Annotated in this window: 18 protein-coding genes; 7 read left to right on the forward strand and 11 right to left on the reverse strand. The window is 62.2% G+C overall.

The window, feature by feature from the left end:
• Positions 1-88: 88 nt before the first annotated feature.
• Positions 89-1,339: a KasA/KasB family beta-ketoacyl-ACP synthase gene (locus CH286_RS07910; protein WP_441347107.1), complete on the reverse strand. Its 1,251-nt coding sequence runs from the start codon at positions 1,337-1,339 to the stop codon at positions 89-91.
• Between the two features lie 31 nt (positions 1,340-1,370).
• On the opposite strand from CH286_RS07910, the gene CH286_RS07915 reads away from it, so the two are divergent.
• The 4 genes from CH286_RS07915 to CH286_RS07930 are packed head-to-tail and all read left to right on the forward strand — an operon-like array spanning position 1,371 to position 3,949.
• Positions 1,371-1,937 carry a TetR family transcriptional regulator gene (locus CH286_RS07915; protein WP_094608881.1) on the forward strand — a complete coding sequence of 189 codons (567 nt, stop codon included), beginning with the start codon at positions 1,371-1,373 and terminating at the stop codon, positions 1,935-1,937.
• A 57-nt stretch (positions 1,938-1,994) separates the two neighbouring features.
• On the forward strand, positions 1,995-2,480 hold the full coding sequence (locus tag CH286_RS07920; RefSeq protein ID WP_094608882.1) for a MerR family transcriptional regulator: 486 nt from the start codon (positions 1,995-1,997) through the stop codon (positions 2,478-2,480).
• Entirely contained in the window at positions 2,461-3,453 is a 993-nt protein-coding gene (locus CH286_RS07925) for an aldo/keto reductase (protein ID WP_094608883.1), read from the forward strand. Before CH286_RS07920 ends, CH286_RS07925 begins: the two co-directional genes overlap by 20 nt.
• Position 3,454: 1 nt before the next feature.
• Entirely contained in the window at positions 3,455-3,949 is a 495-nt protein-coding gene (locus CH286_RS07930) for a cysteine hydrolase family protein (RefSeq protein WP_176458178.1), read from the forward strand.
• Between the two features lie 5 nt (positions 3,950-3,954).
• Here the strand turns inward: CH286_RS07930 and CH286_RS07935 are convergent, their stop codons facing one another.
• From CH286_RS07935 to rpsF, 8 genes are all read right to left on the reverse strand, one after another.
• Entirely contained in the window at positions 3,955-4,212 is a 258-nt protein-coding gene (locus tag CH286_RS07935; protein WP_032378696.1) for a DUF3297 family protein, read from the reverse strand.
• A 495-nt stretch (positions 4,213-4,707) separates the two neighbouring features.
• Positions 4,708-9,183, reverse strand: a complete 4,476-nt coding sequence (locus tag CH286_RS07940; RefSeq protein WP_094608885.1) for a hypothetical protein — start codon at positions 9,181-9,183, stop codon at positions 4,708-4,710.
• A gap of 37 nt (positions 9,184-9,220) precedes the next feature.
• Positions 9,221-11,395 carry a replicative DNA helicase gene (gene dnaB / locus CH286_RS07945; protein WP_094608886.1) on the reverse strand — a complete coding sequence of 725 codons (2,175 nt, stop codon included), beginning with the start codon at positions 11,393-11,395 and terminating at the stop codon, positions 9,221-9,223.
• A 523-nt stretch (positions 11,396-11,918) separates the two neighbouring features.
• Complete coding sequence (locus CH286_RS07950) at positions 11,919-14,198, reverse strand: SulP family inorganic anion transporter (protein WP_094608887.1); 2,280 nt, start codon at positions 14,196-14,198, stop codon at positions 11,919-11,921.
• A 228-nt stretch (positions 14,199-14,426) separates the two neighbouring features.
• Entirely contained in the window at positions 14,427-14,882 is a 456-nt protein-coding gene (gene rplI, locus CH286_RS07955; protein ID WP_032378698.1) for a 50S ribosomal protein L9, read from the reverse strand.
• A 15-nt stretch (positions 14,883-14,897) separates the two neighbouring features.
• A complete protein-coding gene (gene rpsR / locus CH286_RS07960; protein WP_008711381.1) occupies positions 14,898-15,140 on the reverse strand; it encodes a 30S ribosomal protein S18 in 243 nt (80 codons plus the stop codon).
• Positions 15,141-15,182: 42 nt separating this feature from the next.
• Complete coding sequence (locus tag CH286_RS07965; RefSeq protein ID WP_032378699.1) at positions 15,183-15,734, reverse strand: single-stranded DNA-binding protein; 552 nt, start codon at positions 15,732-15,734, stop codon at positions 15,183-15,185.
• A gap of 57 nt (positions 15,735-15,791) precedes the next feature.
• Positions 15,792-16,079: a 30S ribosomal protein S6 gene (gene rpsF / locus CH286_RS07970; RefSeq protein WP_008711385.1), complete on the reverse strand. Its 288-nt coding sequence runs from the start codon at positions 16,077-16,079 to the stop codon at positions 15,792-15,794.
• 161 nt (positions 16,080-16,240) lie between these two features.
• On the opposite strand from rpsF, the gene CH286_RS07975 reads away from it, so the two are divergent.
• The 3 genes from CH286_RS07975 (at position 16,241) to CH286_RS07990 (ending at position 19,063) form a co-directional block, all read left to right on the forward strand.
• Complete coding sequence (locus CH286_RS07975) at positions 16,241-17,644, forward strand: glycosyltransferase 87 family protein (RefSeq protein ID WP_094608888.1); 1,404 nt, start codon at positions 16,241-16,243, stop codon at positions 17,642-17,644.
• 21 nt (positions 17,645-17,665) lie between these two features.
• Positions 17,666-18,364 (forward strand): response regulator transcription factor, encoded by a 699-nt coding sequence (locus tag CH286_RS07980; protein ID WP_094608889.1) that lies wholly within the window; start codon positions 17,666-17,668, stop codon positions 18,362-18,364.
• Between the two features lie 333 nt (positions 18,365-18,697).
• Positions 18,698-19,063 (forward strand): helix-turn-helix transcriptional regulator, encoded by a 366-nt coding sequence (locus CH286_RS07990; RefSeq protein WP_032402762.1) that lies wholly within the window; start codon positions 18,698-18,700, stop codon positions 19,061-19,063.
• A 33-nt stretch (positions 19,064-19,096) separates the two neighbouring features.
• Here the strand turns inward: CH286_RS07990 and CH286_RS07995 are convergent, their stop codons facing one another.
• Both CH286_RS07995 and CH286_RS08000 read right to left on the reverse strand, forming a co-directional pair.
• Complete coding sequence (locus CH286_RS07995; RefSeq protein WP_037152033.1) at positions 19,097-20,194, reverse strand: DUF475 domain-containing protein; 1,098 nt, start codon at positions 20,192-20,194, stop codon at positions 19,097-19,099.
• Positions 20,195-20,321: 127 nt separating this feature from the next.
• Positions 20,322-20,897 (reverse strand): TerD family protein, encoded by a 576-nt coding sequence (locus tag CH286_RS08000; protein WP_027495074.1) that lies wholly within the window; start codon positions 20,895-20,897, stop codon positions 20,322-20,324.
• Between the last annotated feature and the right edge of the window lie 70 nt (positions 20,898-20,967).

Consider the following 20,967-nt stretch of genomic DNA (forward strand, 5'->3'; position numbering starts at 1 on the left):
TCGCAGTCGAATCAGGCGATCCGATCGTGGGGATCGGCGCACTACTCGTCTTTGACGTGTGGGTAACGCTGCGGCCCGCGACTCGGAATCAGTAACGCCCGAACGCGAGGGCGACGTTGTGCCCGCCGAATCCGACCGAAGTGCTCAACGCATAGTCGATCTTCTGGCGGCGCCTCGAACGAACGACATCGAGATCGATTGCAGGGTCCTGATTGTCGAGGTTCAGCGTGGGCGGCACCAACGCATCACGGATCGACAGCATGGTGAGAATTGCTTCCAGTGCGCCGACTGCGCCGATGGAATGCCCGAGCGCGGACTTCGGCGCGTATACGGAGGCATTTCCCACGACAGCGGCGATAGCCTTGGCCTCCGACAGGTCACCTATCGGAGTCGCCGTGGCATGCGCGTTGACGTGGTCGACATCTTGCGTGCTCAAACCCGCTGCGTCGATGGCCTTTCTCATCGCCTTGCGAATTCCCCGACCCTCCGGATCCGGTGCCACGATATGGAACCCGTCCGAGGTAATTCCGGCACCGAGGAGGCGGCCGTGAATACGCGCGCCGCGAGCCAGTGCATGCTGCTCCGACTCGACGATCAACAGTGCTCCGGCCTCCCCGAACACGAATCCGTCCCGATCACGATCGAACGGCCTCGACGCGCGAGCCGGTTCGTCGTTGCGCGTGCTCATGGCACGCATCATCGAAAAACTCGCTATCGGTACGGCATCGATATGCCCCTCGACGCCGCCCGCGACGACGACATCTGCTTCGCCGGTTGCAATCAACCGCCACGCATGAGCCAGGGCTTCCGACCCAGAGGAGCACGCCGATACCGGCGTGAACACCCCAGCACGGGCTCCCACCTCGAGTCCGATGTGAGCTGCAGGACCGTTCGGCATGACCATGGGCACCGACATCGGCGACACCTTTCGGTAGCCACCCGTCCTCATTGCGTCGACGGCACCGATCAGAGCGTCGCCGCCGCCCAATCCTGTGCCCACTGCCACGGCGAGACGATCCGTGTCCATATCGTCCAGCCCTGCATCACTCCAGAGTCGCCGTCCGAGCACAACCGCCAGCTGTTCGACGAAAGACAGTCTACGCTGTTCCACACGGGTCAGATGGTCGGATAGTGCCATCCGTAGGACGCCTCCGATGCGAACCGGCAGGTCGTAATCCGAGACAAACGCGCTCTCGAGGGGGCCGATCCCGCTCCGACCGTCGAGCAGTCGCTCCCAGGTGGTGTCGGCGTCGTCCGCCAGTGCCGTCGTCGCAACGTACCCGGTGATGACGGCGTTGCGCGGAGTTTGTGTAGCGATCGGTTCACTCATACTCAACATCAGTACATGTAGCGACCGGTACAGTCAAGTGATGGCCCGTCCTCTCGATCACGACAAACGAGTCGAACTGCTCGGCCGTGTGGTCGAGTACATCGGCACCCATGGACTAGACGACTTGACGCTTCGCCCGCTCGCAGCCGAACTCGGTACCAGTTCCCGAATGCTCATCTACTACTTCGATTCTCGTGAGAACCTGATCGTGCAGGCGCTGACAAGTCAACGGCCGGCATTCGACGAGATGTTCGGCGACGTCCGCGATTCGAAGCAGCTCGAGGAACGATTGCACCAACTGTGGACGGCGATGACCGACGGTACCGATGCGGTCAGCTCACGAATCCTGATGCAGGTCATCGGAATTGCGTCCATCAAATCCGGTGTTCTCGCGGAATTCGCACGTGCCAGCGTGCGCGCACTCACCGACGCCTTGGCCGCCGCGATGGCCCGTTGTGGGATGGAGTCCACAACGGCGATCATCCAGGCAACAAACGTCGGTGCGGGATTCCGAGGGCTACTTCTCGATCGCTTCACCACGGGGGATTCCGAACGCACCGACGCGGCCGCCGCCATGCTCTTTCACGGGCACGCCAGACTGGTGTGAGCCCATGGCCGATTTCGGCTTGCGTTGGAGTGCACTCGAAGACGTAGCGTCTGGCCCATGACCGCAACACCGCATTCACCGGCCACCACCGACACCGAGCCCGTGAGTATCGGGATTGCCGAGATGGCCGAGTCCTCGGGGCTGACGCAGGACACGTTGCGTTGGTACGAGCGGGAGGGCCTGATACCCGAGATCCCACGCACGCCGATGGGTAGGCGCGCGTTCAGCCCGAGACTGGTCGCACTCGTGCAACTTCTGGTTCGTCTTCGGTCGACCGGGATGCCCACGGCCGATATGCGTCGATTCGTGGTTCTGGTGAATCTGGGTGCGTCCACACATCAGGAACGGATCGACATTCTGAGCGCGCACCGGGTCCGGGTCGACGAGAAGCAACGTCGTCTCGCCGAAGCACGGTCTGCGCTGGAAACGAAAATCTCGCACTACGAGGACCTGATCGCAGGGGGTCTCGACTGCGATGGTCTCGCGGTCGTCCACCCATCAACTAACGAGCACAGGAGCATTCATGTCGATTTCCACTCGTAACGTCCCGGCACTCGGACGCAATGTCGGTGCCATCGGCCTCGGCTGCATGGGTATCAGCTGGGCCTACACCGGTGCCGATACCTCCTCGGACACTGCCGGTGCACCCATCCTGGCGCACGCACTCGCGTCGGGTATCGACTTCTTCGACACCAGCGACGCCTACGCTGCCGGACACAACGAGAGGGTCGTCGGCCGCGCTCTGGCCGGGACGAACGCTGTGATCGCCACGAAAGCCGGCCTGATCGGGAACGCCGACGGCGGCGCGCCTGTTCTGACGCGAAACGGTACGCCGAAGCACCTCGCGCAGGCCTGCGACTCGAGCCTGCGGAACCTCGGTGTGGACACCATCGATCTGTACTACCTCCACCGCGTCGACGACCAGGTGCCGATCGAGGACTCCTGGGGAGCACTGTCCCAATTGGTGGCGGCGGGAAAGGTGCGCGCCCTGGGGCTCAGCGAGGTCACCGTCGAGCAGGCACAGGTGGCCCACAGCATTCATCCGGTCGCTGCAGTGCAGTCCGAACTATCCCTGTGGACTCGAAACGCACTGGGGCAGGGCACTACCCACGACGGTGAGCCTGCGGGAAACATCGTCGAGTGGACGGGTGAGAACGACGCGGTGTTCGTGCCGTTCTCGCCTCTGGGTCGAGGGTTCCTCACCGGTTCACTCGACACCTCCGCACTTCCGGCGACCGACATGCGGTTGGCACTTCCCCGATTTTCCAGAGATGCGGCCGAACAGAACCGATCGATCGTCGAGGTGGTGTCGGCTGTTGCATCGAGGCACGACTCCACCCCTGCCGCTGTGGCATTGGCGTGGGTACTCGCCCAGGGCACCCATGTAATTCCCATTCCCGGCACCACCAACATCGAGCATTTCGACGCCAACCTCGCGGCACTGGCGCTTCAGCTCACCGCCGAGGATCTCACCGCGCTCGACGATGCCCCCGCTGCAGTCGGAACACGTTACTGACATGCCGCGAACGGCATTGTTGGAGATCGACTTTCAGCCCTGGATCATCGAGCTCGGACACGATCCCGACGCAACGGCTCGCGCCGAATCGGTCCGTGCAGCCCAGCGCGCTACAGGTGCACTGGTGGTGTGCACTCGCTATCTGAGCCGGGATGCAGCCGATCCGATGCGCTCCGACGCGGACGGTGACGGTGCCCGCTTCCACCCGTCGATGACGCCTCGGCCAGGAGACCTCATCGCCACGAAGTTCGACCGCGACATCTGGTCCAACCCCGATCTGAACGCCCAGCTGAGACTCGTCGGGGTGGAACACGTGGTGATCACCGGATACCTGACGGATTTCGGGGTTCGGATCGCCGCAGAACGCGCATGCTCACTGGGCTATCGAGTGACGGTCCACTCCGCTGCCTGCGCGGGATCGACCGAAGCCGAGCATCAGTCAGCCCTCGAATCGATGGTGGTGGCCGGTGCCACCGTCGACTGGGCCCCGGGCTAAGCCCGCTATTGTGCGTCGCGGAAGTACGGTTCGACAGTGCCCTTGAGCTTGACGAGCATGGGATTTCCGTAGCGATCCTTGGCGGTAGGGACTTCTACACGCACCCAACCCTCGGTCACGTTGTATTCGCGAACACTGGTCTTCTCGACGCCATTGAAGCGAATACCCACGTCCCGGCGAAGAACCTCTTCGTTGTAGAAGGGGCTCCGCGGATCGATCGCGAGGTGATTCGGTGGAACGTCTGTGTTCTGATCCTCGGGCATGATTACTTTCGTCGATTGCTGCGTTAAGTGCTTGGGCTGATTCTCGAAGAGAATACTTGACCCGGCAGACTCGGGGAGCCTTGGTAGCTGTAACCGTCCCGACCGATACGTGCCGAATAGCGCTGGACCACCGCCGTTGGCCCTGGTTCCGCGCCATGTCCACGAATCTGGACAGCATCGCCAGCTTCGACTCAGCGCTCCGACTGCACCGGATCGATTGCCGAAGCGCGGATCTCGGAGCGTGTACCGAGGGGTGACCCACGGTAGCGCAGACAGCCCTGGCCTCCGGCTAGTCATCTATCGAAGTCAACATGGCGTGAGCCTTAACGTGGTCGACATGCCAAGCGCTCAAACCCGTTGTGCCGATGGCGTTTCTATCGTCTTCCGAATTCCTGCCCCTCTGGATCGGAGGCCACGATACGAAGCACGTCCCAGGCAATGCCCGCGCCCAGCAGCCGGCTGTGAATATGCGCACCGTTAGCAGTGGCGTGCTGTTTAGTTGCGCACCGCTCCGTCAATTGCTCTATCGACTCCGTAAACACCGAGTTCGAGCATGCGATCAAGGATATCCAGCAGCGCCTCGATGCGCCGTGGGTCGCGAGTCTGTGCCAACCCACGGATCACAAGCTCCGAGATGTAATGAGCATCCCCGGCAGCACCGGTCGCGAGGTCAGCGACGTCTTCGCCGTGGATATTCAGAAATTGATGTGCAGCGAGGTCGACGAGGTCATCGACCTTGTCCGGCGCTTCCTGCAGCGTGATGAGCAACTGTGGGGTTGCGTGTACGTAACTTGGTGAGGCGATCAAGTCAGACAGGAATTCGGCGTAAGGGCGCAGATCGTTTCCACGCAGATGACCGGCGAGACTGCCAACGCTGTTACGGACGTCATCGTCCTCGTCATGCATCAGGTGGCGCAGGGTGGACAACACGAGTTCCGAATCGGCGGATTGATCAATCCTTGCCGCACAGACCTCAGCCAGGCCGCCCCGAACTTCCACATCGCCGGCCAGAGCTTGCTCCATCAGGGCTGCACGCCCCCATTGCATCGCGGCGAATGCCGCCATACGTCCCGCTGCCCTTCGGACCTCGGTATCTGTTGAGCTGAGCATGCGATCGATGATTGGATCGATCAATTCTGGATTGGCATTTCCGATGTACATCATCAGATCGTCCATTTTGTCTGAGGCAAGCAGCAGATCGTCAGCGTCAATGAGGCGTTCGAAGGCTGTGTAGGCCGCTGGCCGTGCGTGCCGTAGGCAGGCAGCGATGGTGTGGGCGACGCATGCGCGAACACTCAGTACCGAATCGTTCGCCAGTTGCGTGAGGTGCGGAGCCACGAGTTTCGTGCGCGTGCCGTCAGGGTCGTGGACCAGGAGGTCGCCGAGCGACTCGGCCAGGCTTCCTCGTGACGTGTTGTAACCGTTCTGGAACAAGTCACGCCCGGGTTGATGGTCGTCTTGGCGTACGAAGACGGGCGAGTTGTTGACGGGGTCAGGAGCGTGCAGCGCCCGATCGAGGACCATCTCAACGATGTCAAGGGGTGTCTCGTCGTAGACGTGGCGGACCGCCCAACCAAGCCAACGGTCGCAGTCGTTGAAACCGAGGCTCATGACATGTCGAATCGCGTCGAATACGGCATGACGTGCCTCCCCTGGAATAGAGGCTTCTCCGAAGCCCCACAGGATCGCGCTGGGGTAGGCCTTATTCGTCTCGGGCGTCAACTGCATGGCCAATTCAGCGAACCGAAGCGGATCTTCAGCCGTTCGTGCCTTCAGCTGCTGCGACAACTCGTGAGCACCGCCTACCTCGCTGCCGACCTGACGGTCGTCGTTGTCGTGCTTCGCCATGGCCTGCAGCCACTGTGCATTGCTCATCTTGCCTGTGGCTGGACCACCGATCGGAGAACCGACCGTGTAAGTGATGATGCCGGTCGGTGGCTCGGGCAAATCGCGGCCGAACTTGCGCTGGTACTCCTGCAGCCGTCGAAGCCCAAACGGTGTTAACCGTCCGGGGTCGAGCGCTGTGAGGAATTCGAAGGCGGTGTCTCCGAACCACTGGAGCCTGTGGTGGAGGTCGGAAGATTGGTATGTCGCGGGAAGGTCGCGGAAGTACTCCTCAAGTTGCAAGTGGACCTCATCGCTGATGTGCGGCGCGATGGCCTCGACTACCTCGCGCGAAAGCCAGTGGACATTGGATAGGTAGCCCGCTTGCAGGCGGTTGCCCCCTTGGAGAATCAGGTCGGCTGCCCACCGGGCAAAGGTCACGGCCCCGGCAATGAGGGCGCGATACAACAACGACTGCGCCGCGTCGTATTCGCTAGCAGCCAGGCGCTGCAGCATCGATTTGACGGTATGCGGCGACCTTTGCGCCCACACTCCGAGGGCGTTGGCCGAGCCGTTGTACAACGCGTCATCGACTTTGCGATACCCCCGCTCCGTTGGGAATCTCAAGCAGAAGTGCCGGTCACGAAGAAGATCCTGCTCGTGGCGGTCGTAGGATGTCGCCTTCATGACCTCCAACAGGTGTGGCACGAACGCCTCGGCGAATGCTTGCGGCTCTGCTTTGCACGCTGCCTCGATCATCTGATTGACGCCGTACTGACGAATGCCAAGAAGGGCTACTTTGCCGTCGCCGCCGAGCGTCAGAGCTGAAGGACTGTCCACGAAGCAGGCCTTGAGCATCTCGATTGCCCAGAGTGGCTTGTGTTCCACAAGCTCATGTGCCGAGAACCAGAAGTTCTGAGCGGCTGGATTGATTCTGCCGGCACGGACTGCGTCTAGCAACAATTCGAACAGTTGCCGGTGATGGTGCAGCTCGGTGCGCTGAGTCACCGAAAGTAGCCACGCCACGTAGTCGGGTGACTGGTTGCGTTCCTTCAGAAGCTCAGTCACCTCGTCGCCATGCTCGGTGCCGGCGTTGCCCAACCAATGGACACCTCTGGCGCATAGTGCTGCGTTGTCGCTGTCGAGCCACTTTTCGATGTGCCCCTGGGCGTAGAAGGGGCCGAACCAAGTAGGCCGCGCGAGCTGAAGCAACAACCGTTTCGTGAGCGTCGATTCCCTGCCAGCAAGGCGCAGCACAAGATCAACATCCTCGGGCGTCGGAGAGCCGACGTTCGCGAAGACGGCCGCGACCGTCTCCTTGATGTGGAAGCGAACATGCGCGCTGAGCAGGACCGCCTCGACCTCAGTCCGGAACCGATCGGGATCTCGCTCACGGAGAAGCTCGAGGACCTGCCGCACCTGCGCGCGTCGGAACAGTTCTTGCTCCTGGGCGCACAGGAAATCGACCATCGACTGCTGCCGTGACAGCCATTGGCGGGCGAATGTGAAATCGAAGAGCGTCTCGTGAAAGAAAGAAACCCGGCCATCTTCGATCGCGATGACCTGTTCGGAGGCGAGGACTCGGGCGTGTTTGATGAAGTCGCCAGGATCGAGGATTTCGACGGGGACGGACAACGCCTGGTTGTCGCTTGCGGTGTTGGCGATCCGAGCCAGCACGTCGTTATACAACGTTCCGGGCCTTCGCTGCTCAGAAGCCTGTTCTTTGCGCTGCCAGAATGCTTCGAAGAGCGATCCTCTGGAGGTGAAGTTCAGGGCAGCTGGCTGGTCGGCGATCGTCTCGAGCAGGACGAGGTTGAGCGGCGACCTGAGGAGTGCACGTTGAGTCGCGGTGAGTAAGTCGGGATCGAGACCCATGACTGAGACAGCGTCCGCCGCCGCTTCGTCTGACAGCGGCTCGACGGTCAGGCGCTCGACTTCGCTCCGCGCGACGAGTTTGCGGATGCGGTGGTCGTTCTCCACGTCGAACAGTCGGCACGCCAAGATGACGCGCACCCCGTCAATAGTCGTTGCTTCTTGAATGAGATCGGCAATGACGTCGAAACGCTCCGACAGGCGCCCTGACGCTAGCGATACGGCGTCGAGTTGGTCGATTATCAGGAAGGCGTCACGCCCGTCTGCTGCTTGCCGCAGCGCCGCGACCGGCGAGGTCGAGAGGCCAAGATGACTGCCCAGTTCCACTGTCGAACCGAAGGCACCACGGCGGTCGAGCCGGAACGCCAATACCTCGGCGTCCTGCGTCTCGAACTCCCGGGCAGCCTGGTAAAGCACACAACTCTTTCCACCACCGCCCGCCCCAACTACAAGTGCGACGCGGGTCGTAGACATCAGGTCGACGAGATTGCGAGCTTCGTGCCTCTCGATCGGCGGCGAAAGCAGTTCACGCTCGATCGTGCCCCGCCAGCTCCGGGTTGCTGCCAACACCTGCTCATGGGATGTTTGCCGTGCGATGGAATCGCGAGGTGTGATGCCGTCGCGAGCAAGCGCGTCGAGCAGTCCGCGACGGGTCATTCGCGTACGCAGATTGTCGAGCAACACGGCACCAATAGCAACCGCCGTTAAATTGCCCGTCGCACCTTCCAAGCTCATTTCGGCGAGCGTGGCGTTGGTTTTGATCAGCTGCTCTTCGACTTCGATCTCGATCCACAGCCCCCGCAGGGTTTGCCAAGCCCTGTCAACGCTTCCGAAGACATTCGCCGCGGTCAGCTCATCGAAGGTTGGTCTCATCTCGCGCGTGAGTTGATGCGCGACGAACTGCGTAACGTCAGCCGATTGCCGCGACAGGCCTGCCATGACGCGAAGTGCCCCGCTTGGCGTCATCGAGCTGAAGTGGAACTCACGCCCATCGGCAACATGACGAGCAGCCGCCGCCAAAACTCCCCGACCCCTAAGGGCTGCGACGGTCCAGTGATCGGTGATGTTGTTCTGGCGCTTCACCTGGGTCACCGAGATATTGCCGTGCTCGTTGACGTAGGTGAACTCCGAGCCGTCAGCCAATTTCGGGTCGATCTCTTCCAGCGTGAGACTGCGGCGCTCGTCTTGGATGCAGAACAAAGCATGACGGATGGCCCAGGCCAACTCGTACTTATTACCTAGCTTGTCCGCGACACCACCAGTCGAGCCCGCCATTCGAGGCGTTGCCGGATTCCGTGGCGCGGGCAAGTGACTAGCCCCGCGCCATATCCACGAATCTTGACAGGTGAAGCTGGTGTGCGACAGTGATTGTCGCGGTCGGACCGTTACGGTGCTTGCCGAGAATCAAGTCGGCCTCACCGCCGCGTGGGTCGTCGCGCTCGATCGCGTCCGGGCGGTGCAGCAGAATCACCATGTCGGCGTCCTGCTCCAGTGAGCCGGACTCGCGAAGGTCGGACACCATCGGCTTCTTGTCGGTTCGCTGCTCCGGGCCACGGTTGAGCTGGCAGACGGCGACCACCGGGCATTCGAGTTCCTTTGCCAACAGCTTGAGCTGACGCGAGAAGTCCGAGACCTCCTGCTGACGGGATTCGACCTTCTTGCCCGACGACATCAGCTGAAGGTAGTCCACCACAATGAGTTTGAGGCCGTTGCGCTGCTTGAGGCGACGGGCCTTGGCGCGGATCTCCATCATCGTCAGGTTCGGAGAATCGTCGACGAACAGCGGTGCTTCGCTGATCTCACTCATGCGCCGGGCCAGCTTGGTCCAGTCGTCGTCGGTCATCTTTCCCGAACGCATGTCACCGAGCTTGATCTTCGCCTCGGCGGACAACAGTCGCATGACGATCTCGGTACGACTCATCTCCAGAGAGAAAATGACGCTGGGCATGCCGTGCTTGATCGAGCACGAACGCATGAAATCCATTGACAGCGTTGAATTGTGGGCCGGAATCATCGACTCGCTGGCGAGATACAGATGATCTGCGTTGTCGACCTCCACACAGCGAACCGGAACGGAGTCGACTCGGCGAACGTCGACGATGAACCGCGAACCCGATCGCACAATGGATCCCGCAGCGCGACGTTCCTTGTGCAGCAACTGTTTACGCGCCACACCAAATACAACCTCGTCCGTCACGACCGACGAGCCTGTCCACACGAGACCGAGCCCCACGACCAACTCGTCCAGGCCGCCGAAAGGAGCCACATCGATGGAGCCATCCGATGCGACCGAACCCGCAGTGTCGAGAATGCCAGCAAGCAACTCTCGTCGTTGTCGCTCCGAGGCCCGCAGGTAGAGATGCGGGACTGTATCGAACTCCGCCTCCACTCGCGCTGCGATATCGGCGTCCGCTGCCGGCACCCCACCACCGAGCGCCACGCCCGCAACATAGGGCGGAACGGGGAGGTCGGCATCCGGTAGCTGGATGGCCGCAGAGTTCCGAACGGAATGGTCGCCTGTCGCCAGAATGTGCTCGGTAGTGCGTACGCCAGGGACACCCTCACTCTCGGTCAACCACTGGTGCTCCGCGTCGGCGACGATGACTGTGCCGTCGGAGAATTCGACTTCGTAGCACGGTCGATCGAGCATGACGTCCGTGGCCGCCACGACACGCGTCGGCATGCCATGGGCGTCGATGAGGCGGTCACCCACGGCCACCTCGCCCATGGTGGTCCAGCCGTCGGGCGTCGGAAGCGGCGTGTCGAGAGCGAGCGCCTTACCCACGCCAGGCCTCGCCGCCACGATGATCATCTGACCAGGGTGCAGGCCGTTGGTGATTTCGTCGAGTTCGGCGAATCCTGTTGGTACACCGAGGGATATACCGCCACGGCTGGCGATGGAGTCGATTTCGTCCATCGTGGGCTGAAGCAGCTCTTCGAGGGGCAGGAAGTCCTCGGAGGTGCGGCGTTCGGTGACCTCGTACACCTCGGCCTGCGCGCGGTCGACGACCTCGGCCACGTCCTGGCCATCGGCTCCGGCGTAGCCGAACTGCACGATGCGGGTGCCGGCCTGCACGAGGCGGCGCAGAATCGACTTCTCGGCGACGATCTCGGCGTAGTACCCGGCGTTGGCCGCCGTCGGCGTCGTCTGGGTCAGCGTGATCAGGTACGGCGGACCGCCGATGCGCTTGAGCTCCCCGCGTCGATCCAGCTCGGCCGAGACGGTCACCGGGTCGGCGGGCTCGCCGCGGCTGTAGAGATCGAGAATCGCGTCGTAGACGTTCTGGTGGGCCGGCCGATAGAAATCACCCGGCCGAAGCACCTCGAGCACATCGGCAATGGCGTCCTTGCTCAGCAACATCCCGCCCAGGACGGACTGCTCGGCGGCCATGTCCTGCGGGGGTTGGCGACCGAAATCCTCACCGGGGCCCTCGCTGGAGGAGGAGCCGGAGTAGTCGGACTGTCCTCGATCGTCCACAACTGCCACGCGAACCGGCCGTCCTCTCCCCAATAGTCGTCAACACCACCGAATACCACCCGGCCGTGCGCTCCAGCAAGTTCTACCCCCGGGCACCGACAGGTACTGATCGACACCGGATTCACGCCGTCTCGTCGCCTTTGCGCGGCATCGAGAGAGACGCTGCACGGACGTTAAGCGCTATCGGCAGTAGTCACAACACAGCCTGTGCATGAAGCTGTGGACGAAATGTGGATGAGCTCGAACAACGGTGTTGACCACCTGGGGATAACCTGGGTATAACTTTCACAGTTTCGACGGTTCAGCCTGGTCGAAGGGTGTACATAAAGTTTTCTTCCTGTGCATTGATTCTGGATCGGCGTGTCGTCCGAATTGACAGCTCGGGCGTGTTGAGTAAATGCCAGGTGAACCCCAGGGTGAACTAGGTCACATGGGCTGGGAATGATCACAGAAACAAACCATCAGCCCGTTTCAGCAGAAGGGGCCCGATTCCAGGCTTGGAATCGGGCCCCTCTTCGCCGCTGATCAGATGTCAGACATGGCTCTTCTGTGGGCAGTCGGCCGGATCCAGCACCGTGACCTCCTTGGTGCCGATTCGGAGCACCCGGGCGGTCGGAATGTCGAAGAACAGTCCGGTGATGTGCAGGCGTCCCTCGGCGTTGGCGCGGCCGACCACGCGGTGACGAGTGAGCGTCTGCAACTGCACGGCCACGTTCACCATGGCGAGTTGATCCGCTTCGCCGAAACCGAGCTCTGCGGCCTGACGACCCACCACGTGCCCGCTGCGGTACGCGTCCAAGCTCGCCACCGCGTGACCCAGCCATTCCGCCACGGACTCGTCGGCGGCATTCTCCGGCCCACTCAGCACCGCTTTCATGGCACCGCAGCCCGAGTGTCCACACACCACCACCGACGAGGTGCCCAGCTGATCCACACCGAACGCCAGCGCGGCCTCCACCGAGCAATCCTGACCCTTCGCGGGAACGAGGTTGCCCATGTTCCGGACCGTGAACAGATCACCCGGCCCGCTACTGGTGATCGTGTTCGGCATGACGCGCGAATCCACACAGCAGAGAAAGAGCGTGTCCGGATCCTGGCTGTCGGTCAACCCCTCGAGGTGGGGACGGATGTTGGGTGCATGGGTGCGGTGGTATTCGGCCACTCCGCTCATCACAGCCCGTAGCGCTACAGGCGAATCCTCCTGCGCATCATCGCTCTTGAGCTGCCAGGCGCGCCACGGAGCCAACGAACTGCGTACCGTCGCGGACCCACGCTTGGGTGGACCCTCGGCGGCGGCAGCCATCGACGCCGTACCCACTTCCTCGACTTTCGCTGTGCCACCGCCGAGTTCGTGCTGACGCACCCACTCGTTCAACGCGTCGTGGACGGCGTGGTCCAGGAAGTCGACACCCAAGCGCACGGTGACGTCTGTTCCCGCAGGGACGGTGGACAGCACGTGCGTCAGTCTCGGGAGCGCGAGAAAGCTCAACGAACCCTCGATGGTGACGCGCCAGGTACCGTCGACCGTTTCCTCCGCGCGGACGTTGGCCCACACCACACGACGCAGCACCAGAATGATCGACAGAGCCAATCCGATGAGCACGCCTTCGAGCAGATTCAGTGCCACCACTCCGACGACCGTCACCGCATAGACTGCGATGTCACCGGTCTTGTTCGCAATCTTGATGTCCGCCAACTTGATCAGCTGCACACCGATCATCACCAACAGACCCGCGAGTGCAGCGAACGGGACCAGCTCGACGATCGAGATGAACAGCACCGAGAAGATCAAGATCCACACGCCGTGCAGAATCGCCGACGCTCGAGACTTGGCACCGACCTTGACGTTCGTGGCACTGCGCACGATGACGCCGGTGATCGGCAGACCGCCGATGGCACCCGAGGCCATGTTGCCCGCGCCCTGTGCCATCAATTCTCGGTCGAAGTTGGTGCGCTCACCACTGTGCATCTTGTCGACGGCAACCGCGGAGAGCAGGCTCTCGACGCTGGCGATCAGCGCAATGGTGATGACGCCGGTGACAAACGCGCTCCACTGCCCGTCGGGCATGATCGGGAAGCTCAGCGATTCGATCAGGTTGCCCGGCAATTCGATTCGCTCGACGTCCAGGGAGAAGAAGATCGAGACCGCAGTGGCAGTGACCACTGCGACCAGTGCGGCGGGAACCTTGGCGACCTTCGCCAACACGCTGGACAGCTCGGCCAACCGCGGCCAGGCGAACATGAGCACGACAACGATTCCACCGACGATGATCGACGGCCATTGACCGTTCGCGACGGACGTGGGAATTGCGAGGATATTCTGCACGGCCGAGCTCTCGGACTCACCGCCGAGGAGGACGTGAATCTGCTGCAGCGCAATGGTTATGCCGATTCCGGCGAGCATGGCATGAACCACCACCGGCGAGATCGCCAGAGCGCTACGCGCAATTCGGCTCATTCCCAACAGGATCTGCACAGCACCGGCAAGAACCGTGATAGCGCACGTTATGCCCCAGCCGAATTGGTTGACCAACTCGGCAACCACCACCGTCAGACCCGCGGCGGGACCGCTGACCTGCAATGGTGATCCACCGAGGATGCCCGCGAGAATGCCGCCGACCACTGCGGCGATGAGACCGGCCATGATCGGGGCGCCGGAGGCGACGGCGATACCGATCGAAAGTGGCACTGCCACAAGGAAAACGACCAAGGAGGCCGGGAGATCGTACTTCATTATCGACCCGATCCGAGACGGTGGCTCGGATCGGGTCTTCGGGCTGGGTTCTGAGTCGTGCTCTGCTGTCGTTGTCACGGCAGGTCCTCCGGGCGTCTAGGCGTCAGGTCGGTCGATCGTGTTCCGGCGTCGAATGTCGCCCCCACGTAAAGGCTACGCAAACCTTGGCTAAAGATGTCATCGAGAGAGATGCTTCACAAATTGGAACCCATTGCGACAGTTGATCTTTGTGAGAAGACACGAAAAAGCCCCGCGAACCGTGGTTCGCGGGGCTTTTCTGCAGCCGTACTGGGCCGAAAGCCGAAATCAGCTTCCGACGACCTCCAGCTTGAACTTGGCGGTCACGTCGGGGTGCAGGTTCACGACGATGTCGTGCTTGCCCGTGCTCTTGACGTGTGCCTTCGGCAGATCGATGCTGCGCTTGTCGACAACCGGGCCACCGGCAGCCTTGAGCGCGGAAGCGACGTCCGACGCGGTGACCGAGCCGAACAGCTTGCCCGAGTCGCCCGCGGTCTTGACGGACAGCGTGACGGCCTCGAGGCCTTCGATGGCCTGCTTGAGCTCGTTGGCATGCTCGAGTCCGCGGACGGCACGAGCTTCCTGAGCGCGGCGAATGCCGTCGACCTGCTTCTGAGCTCCACGGGTGGCCTGAATGGCCAGTCCGCGGGGCAGCAGGAAGTTACGACCGTAGCCGTCCTTGACCTCTACGGTGTCGCCAGGCGCACCGAGGTTGTCCACATCAGCGGTGAGGATCAGTTTCATACCAATCGCCCCTTTCTATCGAGCCGTCGCGGCGTAAGGCAGCAGTGCTACCTCACGCGAGTTCTTCACGGCAACGGCCACGTCACGCTGATGCTGGACGCAGTTGCCGGTGACACGGCGAGCACGGATCTTTCCGCGATCGCTGACGTACTTACGCAGCAACGTCGTGTCCTTGTAATCGATCGACGCGTTCTTCTCCTTGCAGAAGGAACACGCTTTCTTCTTGAGCACCTTGTCGCGCAATGGCGGTTTGGGCATGGGTCTTTCTCCGTTACATCTGGTTGTTCTCGATCGAAGGATCTAGAACGGTGGCTCTTCGTCTCCGCCACGTCCGCCGAAGGAGCCCGATGCCGCTGGAGCACTGCCCCAGGGATCGTCTCCGCCGGAACCGGAATTGGACGAGGAGTTCGAGCGGCCGCCGCTCGATCCGCCGGAGGAACCGGAGCCGGAGCCGGAGTTGAAGCCGCCTCCGCCGCCACCTCCACCGCGGTTGGCCTTGTTGACCTTTGCGGTGGCGTAGCGGAGTGAAGGTCCGATCTCGTCGACTTCGAGCTCGACGACTGTCCGCTTCTCACCCTCACGCGTTTCGTACGAACGCTGCCGCAACCGTCCGCTCACGATCACTCGCGAGCCTCGGGTCAAGCTCTCGGCAACGTTTTCCGCTGCCTCGCGCCAGATGTTGCAGCGCATGAAGAGCGCGTCGCCGTCTTTCCATTCGTTCGTCTGACGATCGAATGTGCGCGGCGTGGATGCAACCGTGAAGTTGGCAACCGCCGCACCGGCGGGGGTGAATCGAAGTTCTGGATCAGCCGTCAAGTTTCCGATGACGGTGATGACGGTCTCGCCTGCCATGGTTCCTCTTTCAGTAGTAAGCGTTGTAGATGCCAGCCTAGAGGCGGGCAACGACAATTACTTGCCCTGTCGCAGGACCTTCGTACGCAACACGGACTCGTTGAGTCCGAGCTGACGATCCAGCTCGCTGACGGTGGCAGGCTCGGCGTTGAGGTTCACAACGGCGTAGATGCCCTCGGCGTGCTTGAGGATTTCGTAGGCCAGACGACGCTTGCCCCACACATCGACCTTGTCGACGGTGCCGCCATCCTTGCGAACGACGTTGAGGAACGTATCGAGCGACGGAGCGACAGTGCGCTCGTCCAGATTGGGGTCGAGAATGACCATCAATTCGTAATGACGCATAAGACCTCATCACCTCCTGTGGACTAGTGAAAACGGCCACGGACTATCCGTGGCAGGAGGGTCGTTGCGTCAGCAACCCCTCGAAGATACACGACAGGGCGCTGACCTGCTAATTCCTGCTGGGCGTACGGGCCGACGTTCGGGCGTCATAGTCTTGCGTCATGCGATCCGGGGTCCGCGCCAATCCGATGACGGTCGTCGTGGTCGTCACGATGGCTGCACTCGGACTGATTCTCGGATATCTCAACAAGGCCCGCTGCGCGGTCGCGCCGTTCGACGCATCGGGTCGCAGCACGATGTTCGACGCGATCAAGGATTCCTCGGTCTGCTACTCGGACATTCAGTTTCTCTGGCTCGGTCGCGATATCGACAACCACATCTTCCCGTACATCCACGGGGCCATCACCAGCGACGGAATCCTCACCGGAGGAACGGTGGAGTACCCCGTTCTCAGCGGCCTGCTGATGTGGCTGGGTGCCATTCCCGCGCATACCGACGCGCAGTTTCTGCTGACGTCGGCCTTGATTCTCGCGCCCTTCGGTCTGGTCACCGCGTGGATGCTCGGCAGGATGGCCGGCTGGTCGGCACTGCTGTGGTCGATCGGCCCGCCGCTGGTGATGTACGCCTTCCACAACTGGGAACTGCCCGTCGTCGCCGCCGCCGTCGGCGCGGTCTTCGTCATGACGTTGCCGATGCCACTGCGACGGCGAGCTGTTCTCGCGTCGGTGCTGTTGGCTATCGGCTTCTGCCTCAAGCTCTATCCCGGTGCATTCGTGCTGCCACTGATTGCGTACGTGGTCACCAGGGGAGTCGATGGGCGCGAGTCCGCCGACACAGTCAAAGGCCGCTGGGACATCCGCGGCGGTCTGACGGTCGCCGGCGCCGCGATCGGCACCGTGATCGCAGTGAATCTGCCGTTCGCAGTGTTGGGCTACGAGGGGTGGCGCGCGTCGTTCACGTTCCAGTCGCTCCGGCAGGCGGACCTGACGACCAACTCCATCTGGTACTGGGGATTGCGCCACTTCTACATCAGCGACCAGATGACTCCCGATGCCTACGCCGAGGCCGAGGCGTCTTTCCAGGACGTGGTGGACGTCGCGTCGCCGCTACTGGTGTTCGTCGCCTTCGCTCTCGCGCTGTGGCTGGGCTGGCGTCGCGCAAAGGTGGACGGTACCTATCCGTGGGTCGCGGTCAGTGGATCGATGCTGTGCGGATTCATGCTGCTGCACAAGGTGCACTCGCCGCAGTACACGCTGTGGCTGCTGCCGTTCCTGGTTCTGCTTCGGGTTCCGTGGGGACTCGTCGGCGCGTATCTGCTCGTCGATCTGTCGATGGGAATCGGCGTCTTCAAGTATTTCGCTGCGCTCGCCTCGGGTGCCGACGCCGAGAACGAGGAGTTTTTCGTCCTCGTCGGGGTATGGGGCCGAGCACTGCTGTTGGTGGTGTTCTTCGTGCTGTTCATCCGGGCTCGGATGCGCGTCCCTTTCCCGGGCGAAACCGACCAGCCGTCTGTAATATCCCCCCGACCAGCAACGATATCGCTGACGACATCACCGGGGCAGTAGTACCTAGGGCGGGGCGGGGACATGACACAGGTGTCGAATTCTCAGGGGGACGCGAGCGAGCAGGGGGCCGACGTACGACGCGTCGGTCTGGTCGAGGACCACGAATCGGTGGCTCTCGGCCTTCAGGCGATGCTTGCGGACGAACCCGACCTCGAATTGGTGTCCATCGCCGCCACCGTGGGCGAACTGCTCGAACAGCGGCAGACACTCGATCTGGTGGTTCTCGACCTTCGGCTGGGTGACGGTTCGTCCCCTCGCTCGAACGTGGAGCAACTGCACGCCGCCGGTGCCCGCGTACTGGTCTACACCGGTGCCGAGAACGCATTTCTGGTGCGCTCGGCTGCCCGCGCCGGCGTACTGGGTGTGGTGCGAAAGTCGGCGCCCGCGGCCGCGATCGTCTCGGCGATCAGGCGCGCCGCGAGCGGCGGTCAGGTGGTCACGACGGATTGGGCCGCCGCAATCGACGGTGATCCGCAGCTACCCGATGTCGGTCTCAGTCCCCGCCAGCGCGAGGTACTCGCGCTGTATGCGTCGGGGGAGAAGGCGGCCCGAGTAGCCAGTCTCGCCGGACTGTCCGAGCAGACGGTCAACGACTACCTCGTCCGCATTCGGAACAAGTACGCCGAGGCCGGGCGTCCGGCACCGACCAAAACCGACCTGTACAAGCGAGCGGTCGAAGACGGTTGGTTGCCGATGCCCGAATTACCTTCACGGGATTGATGCCGGCTGTGGTTCATCCCACAATTTCGGAGCGGGTGAGCATCGCCGTTTCCACTGCCCTTCGGGGTGCGGAGGGAGGAGTGGTGACCGCTCGAATCCTGCCTCCCGGGCGCGGGAGGATCGCGTCCATACTGGTCAGCGACTCGCGAAAGGGTGCGCGAATCGAGATCGACGCCGATGGACGCGAGTCTGTCGTACTGCCGTGAGACGCTGCCGCGACGGTTGACCTTTCAATGCCCCTGAAAATCAGGGCAGAAAACCTGAGCATTACCTGTGAGAATCGTCCACATTGGTTTAGTCGGTCTCAACCACTTCGGCGTCCGGGAGATTTTGATGTCTGCACTGCTCGAACCCTTGCCCTCCACGAACGACTCGGCAGTCCCGACGACGCGAGGTACACGGGGTCCCATCAGCCTGGTTCCGCCGGCGATGCAGATACACCCCGTCCCGGTGCCTGCGAGCCCGTTCCCGCCGCGGCCCGACCTCACCGGCCGTGAGATCGAGGTGCTTCTCTGCTGGATCCGACACGACTCGAAGACCGAGGTTGCGAAAGCTCTGTTTCTCTCGCTCGGCACCGTCAACACCCACCTCACCCGCATCCGGGCCAAGTACACCTCGGTCGGACGACCGGCCCCGACCAAGGCAGGCCTGGTGGCACGGGCCCTCCAGGACGGACTGGTGGATATCTCGGAGCTGTGACCCGGCGTATCCGGACCACAGCGGACCCGCAGATCAGACGCTGACCGAGGTCTCCACGCCTTCCTTCTCGAGGCGCTTGTTGCGTCGGATACTGCTCAGCAGAGCAGCTCCGATGAACAAGATGCCGACGAAGCCGGTGATCAGCTCGTTGATGTGTATGCCGATGGACACCAGCAGAATGACCGACAACGCGCCGATCGCCCAGTGTGCGCCGTGCTCCAGGTACACGTAGTCGGACAACGTGCCCTTGCGCACGAGGAACACCGTGATCGAGCGGACGAACATCGCGCCGATGAAGCCGAGGCCGAGCGCAATGATGATCGGGTCCGCAGTGATGGCGAAGGCACCGATGACGCCGTCGAACGAGAACGAGGCGTCGAGCACTTCGAGGTAAAGGAACAGGAAGAAGCCGGCCTTACCCGTCGCCTTTGCCAGTTCGCTGGGTCCACCCGACGACTCTTCGCCCTCTTCTTCGACGTGGAACAGCTCGCCGAGACCGTTCACCGCGATGTATGTGATCATGCCGAGCACGCCGGAGACCATGACTGTGGAGATCTTGTCGTCGTCGGCGAGGAATTCAGCGCTCAGGACCAATAGCAGGCCCGCGACGACAACAGAGAGCTGATCGAGGCGACCGATTCGGGCGAGCGGCTTCTCCAACCAGCTCAGCCAGGTGATCTCGCGATCCTCGAAAATGAAGCCGAGGAAGAGCATCAGCAGGAACATTCCGCCGAACGCTGCGATCTGCGGGTGCGCGTCGGTGAGCAACGTTTCGTAGCTGGGTCGGCCGTCGTCGAAGTACGCCGCGTCGTTCGGCGGCGGGTTCAGCGCGAGGTCGATCGCGGCCACCGGACCGAGACCGGAGGCAGCCCAGACGATGACCAACGGGAAGAGCAGCCGCATACCGAACACGGCGATGACGATGCCGATGGTGAGGAAGATCTTCTGCCAGAACTCACTCATCCGTCGCAGCACGGTGGCGTTGATGACGGCGTTGTCGAAGGACAGGGACACCTCGAGCACGCCGAGAATGAGGACGAGGATCATCGCCTCGATCCCGCCGTAGAGGAAAGCCACGATGACGGAGACGATGGTGACCGCGATCGACCATCCGAAGATCTTCACAACCACAGGCGTGGCCCTTCTGGCTAGGAGCGGAGCCGGCAGGAGCGACCGGTCGGGGCAGACAAATACGGAAAAACCCCCGCCCATCATGAACGATGAAGCGGGGGTATCCCCAATCTTGGGAGAGTCTTGACTAGACGTTTACTCCGAAGTCACGGGCGATGCCTGCGAGGCCGGATGCGTAGCCCTGACCGACTGCGCGGAACTTCCACTCCGCGCCGTTGCGGTACAGCTCACCGAAGACCATGGCGGTCTCGGTGGAGGCATCCTCGCTGAGGTCGTAGCGAGCGAGCTCGGAGTTGTCGGCCTGGTTGATGACGCGGATGAAAGCGTTGCGCACCTGACCGAACGACTGCGAGCGCGCGTCCGCATCGTAGATCGACACGGGAAAGGTGATGGTCTCGATCTCCGGCGGCACAGCGGCGAGATCGACCTTGATCTGCTCGTCGTCTCCGTCGCCCTCACCCGTGGTGTTGTCTCCGGTGTGTTCGATGGAGCCGTCGGGAGACTTCAAGTTGTTGAAGAACACGAAGTGTCCGTCGCTGAGGGCCTTCTTCGTCGAGTTCAGCGCGATGGCGCTGGCATCGAGATCGAAGTCGGTACCGGTCGTCGTGCGGATGTCCCACCCGAGTCCGACCACGACTGCCGTGAGGTTCGGAGCTGCTTTGGTGAGCGAGACATTGCCACCCTTGCTGAGGCTGACGCCCATGGAGAGGTCCTTTCGCAAATGGTTTCCCGTTACGGGTACAACCGTAGTGGGAATGTCCGGTTCTTGGACG

Origin of the sequence: Rhodococcus sp. WWJCD1 (assembly GCF_002258735.1) — a bacterium.
GTDB lineage: Bacteria > Actinomycetota > Actinomycetes > Mycobacteriales > Mycobacteriaceae > Rhodococcoides.

Coding starts and splice junctions, on each gene's coding strand:
- CH286_RS07975 (WP_094608888.1), top strand. CDS start 16,241: ATGCGATCCGGGGTCCGCGCCAATCCGATGACGGTCGTCGTGGTCGTC.
- CH286_RS07940 (WP_094608885.1), bottom strand. CDS start 9,183: ATGGCGGGCTCGACTGGTGGTGTCGCGGACAAGCTAGGTAATAAGTAC.
- CH286_RS07920 (WP_094608882.1), top strand. CDS start 1,995: ATGACCGCAACACCGCATTCACCGGCCACCACCGACACCGAGCCCGTG.
- CH286_RS07910 (WP_441347107.1), bottom strand. CDS start 1,339: ATGTTGAGTATGAGTGAACCGATCGCTACACAAACTCCGCGCAACGCC.
- CH286_RS07935 (WP_032378696.1), bottom strand. CDS start 4,212: ATGCCCGAGGATCAGAACACAGACGTTCCACCGAATCACCTCGCGATC.
- CH286_RS07915 (WP_094608881.1), top strand. CDS start 1,371: ATGGCCCGTCCTCTCGATCACGACAAACGAGTCGAACTGCTCGGCCGT.
- rpsR (WP_008711381.1), bottom strand. CDS start 15,140: ATGCCCAAACCGCCATTGCGCGACAAGGTGCTCAAGAAGAAAGCGTGT.
- CH286_RS07930 (WP_176458178.1), top strand. CDS start 3,455: ATGCCGCGAACGGCATTGTTGGAGATCGACTTTCAGCCCTGGATCATC.
- rplI (WP_032378698.1), bottom strand. CDS start 14,882: ATGAAACTGATCCTCACCGCTGATGTGGACAACCTCGGTGCGCCTGGC.
- CH286_RS07990 (WP_032402762.1), top strand. CDS start 18,698: ATGTCTGCACTGCTCGAACCCTTGCCCTCCACGAACGACTCGGCAGTC.
- CH286_RS07980 (WP_094608889.1), top strand. CDS start 17,666: ATGACACAGGTGTCGAATTCTCAGGGGGACGCGAGCGAGCAGGGGGCC.
- CH286_RS07925 (WP_094608883.1), top strand. CDS start 2,461: ATGTCGATTTCCACTCGTAACGTCCCGGCACTCGGACGCAATGTCGGT.
- rpsF (WP_008711385.1), bottom strand. CDS start 16,079: ATGCGTCATTACGAATTGATGGTCATTCTCGACCCCAATCTGGACGAG.
- CH286_RS07965 (WP_032378699.1), bottom strand. CDS start 15,734: ATGGCAGGCGAGACCGTCATCACCGTCATCGGAAACTTGACGGCTGAT.
- CH286_RS08000 (WP_027495074.1), bottom strand. CDS start 20,897: ATGGGCGTCAGCCTCAGCAAGGGTGGCAATGTCTCGCTCACCAAAGCA.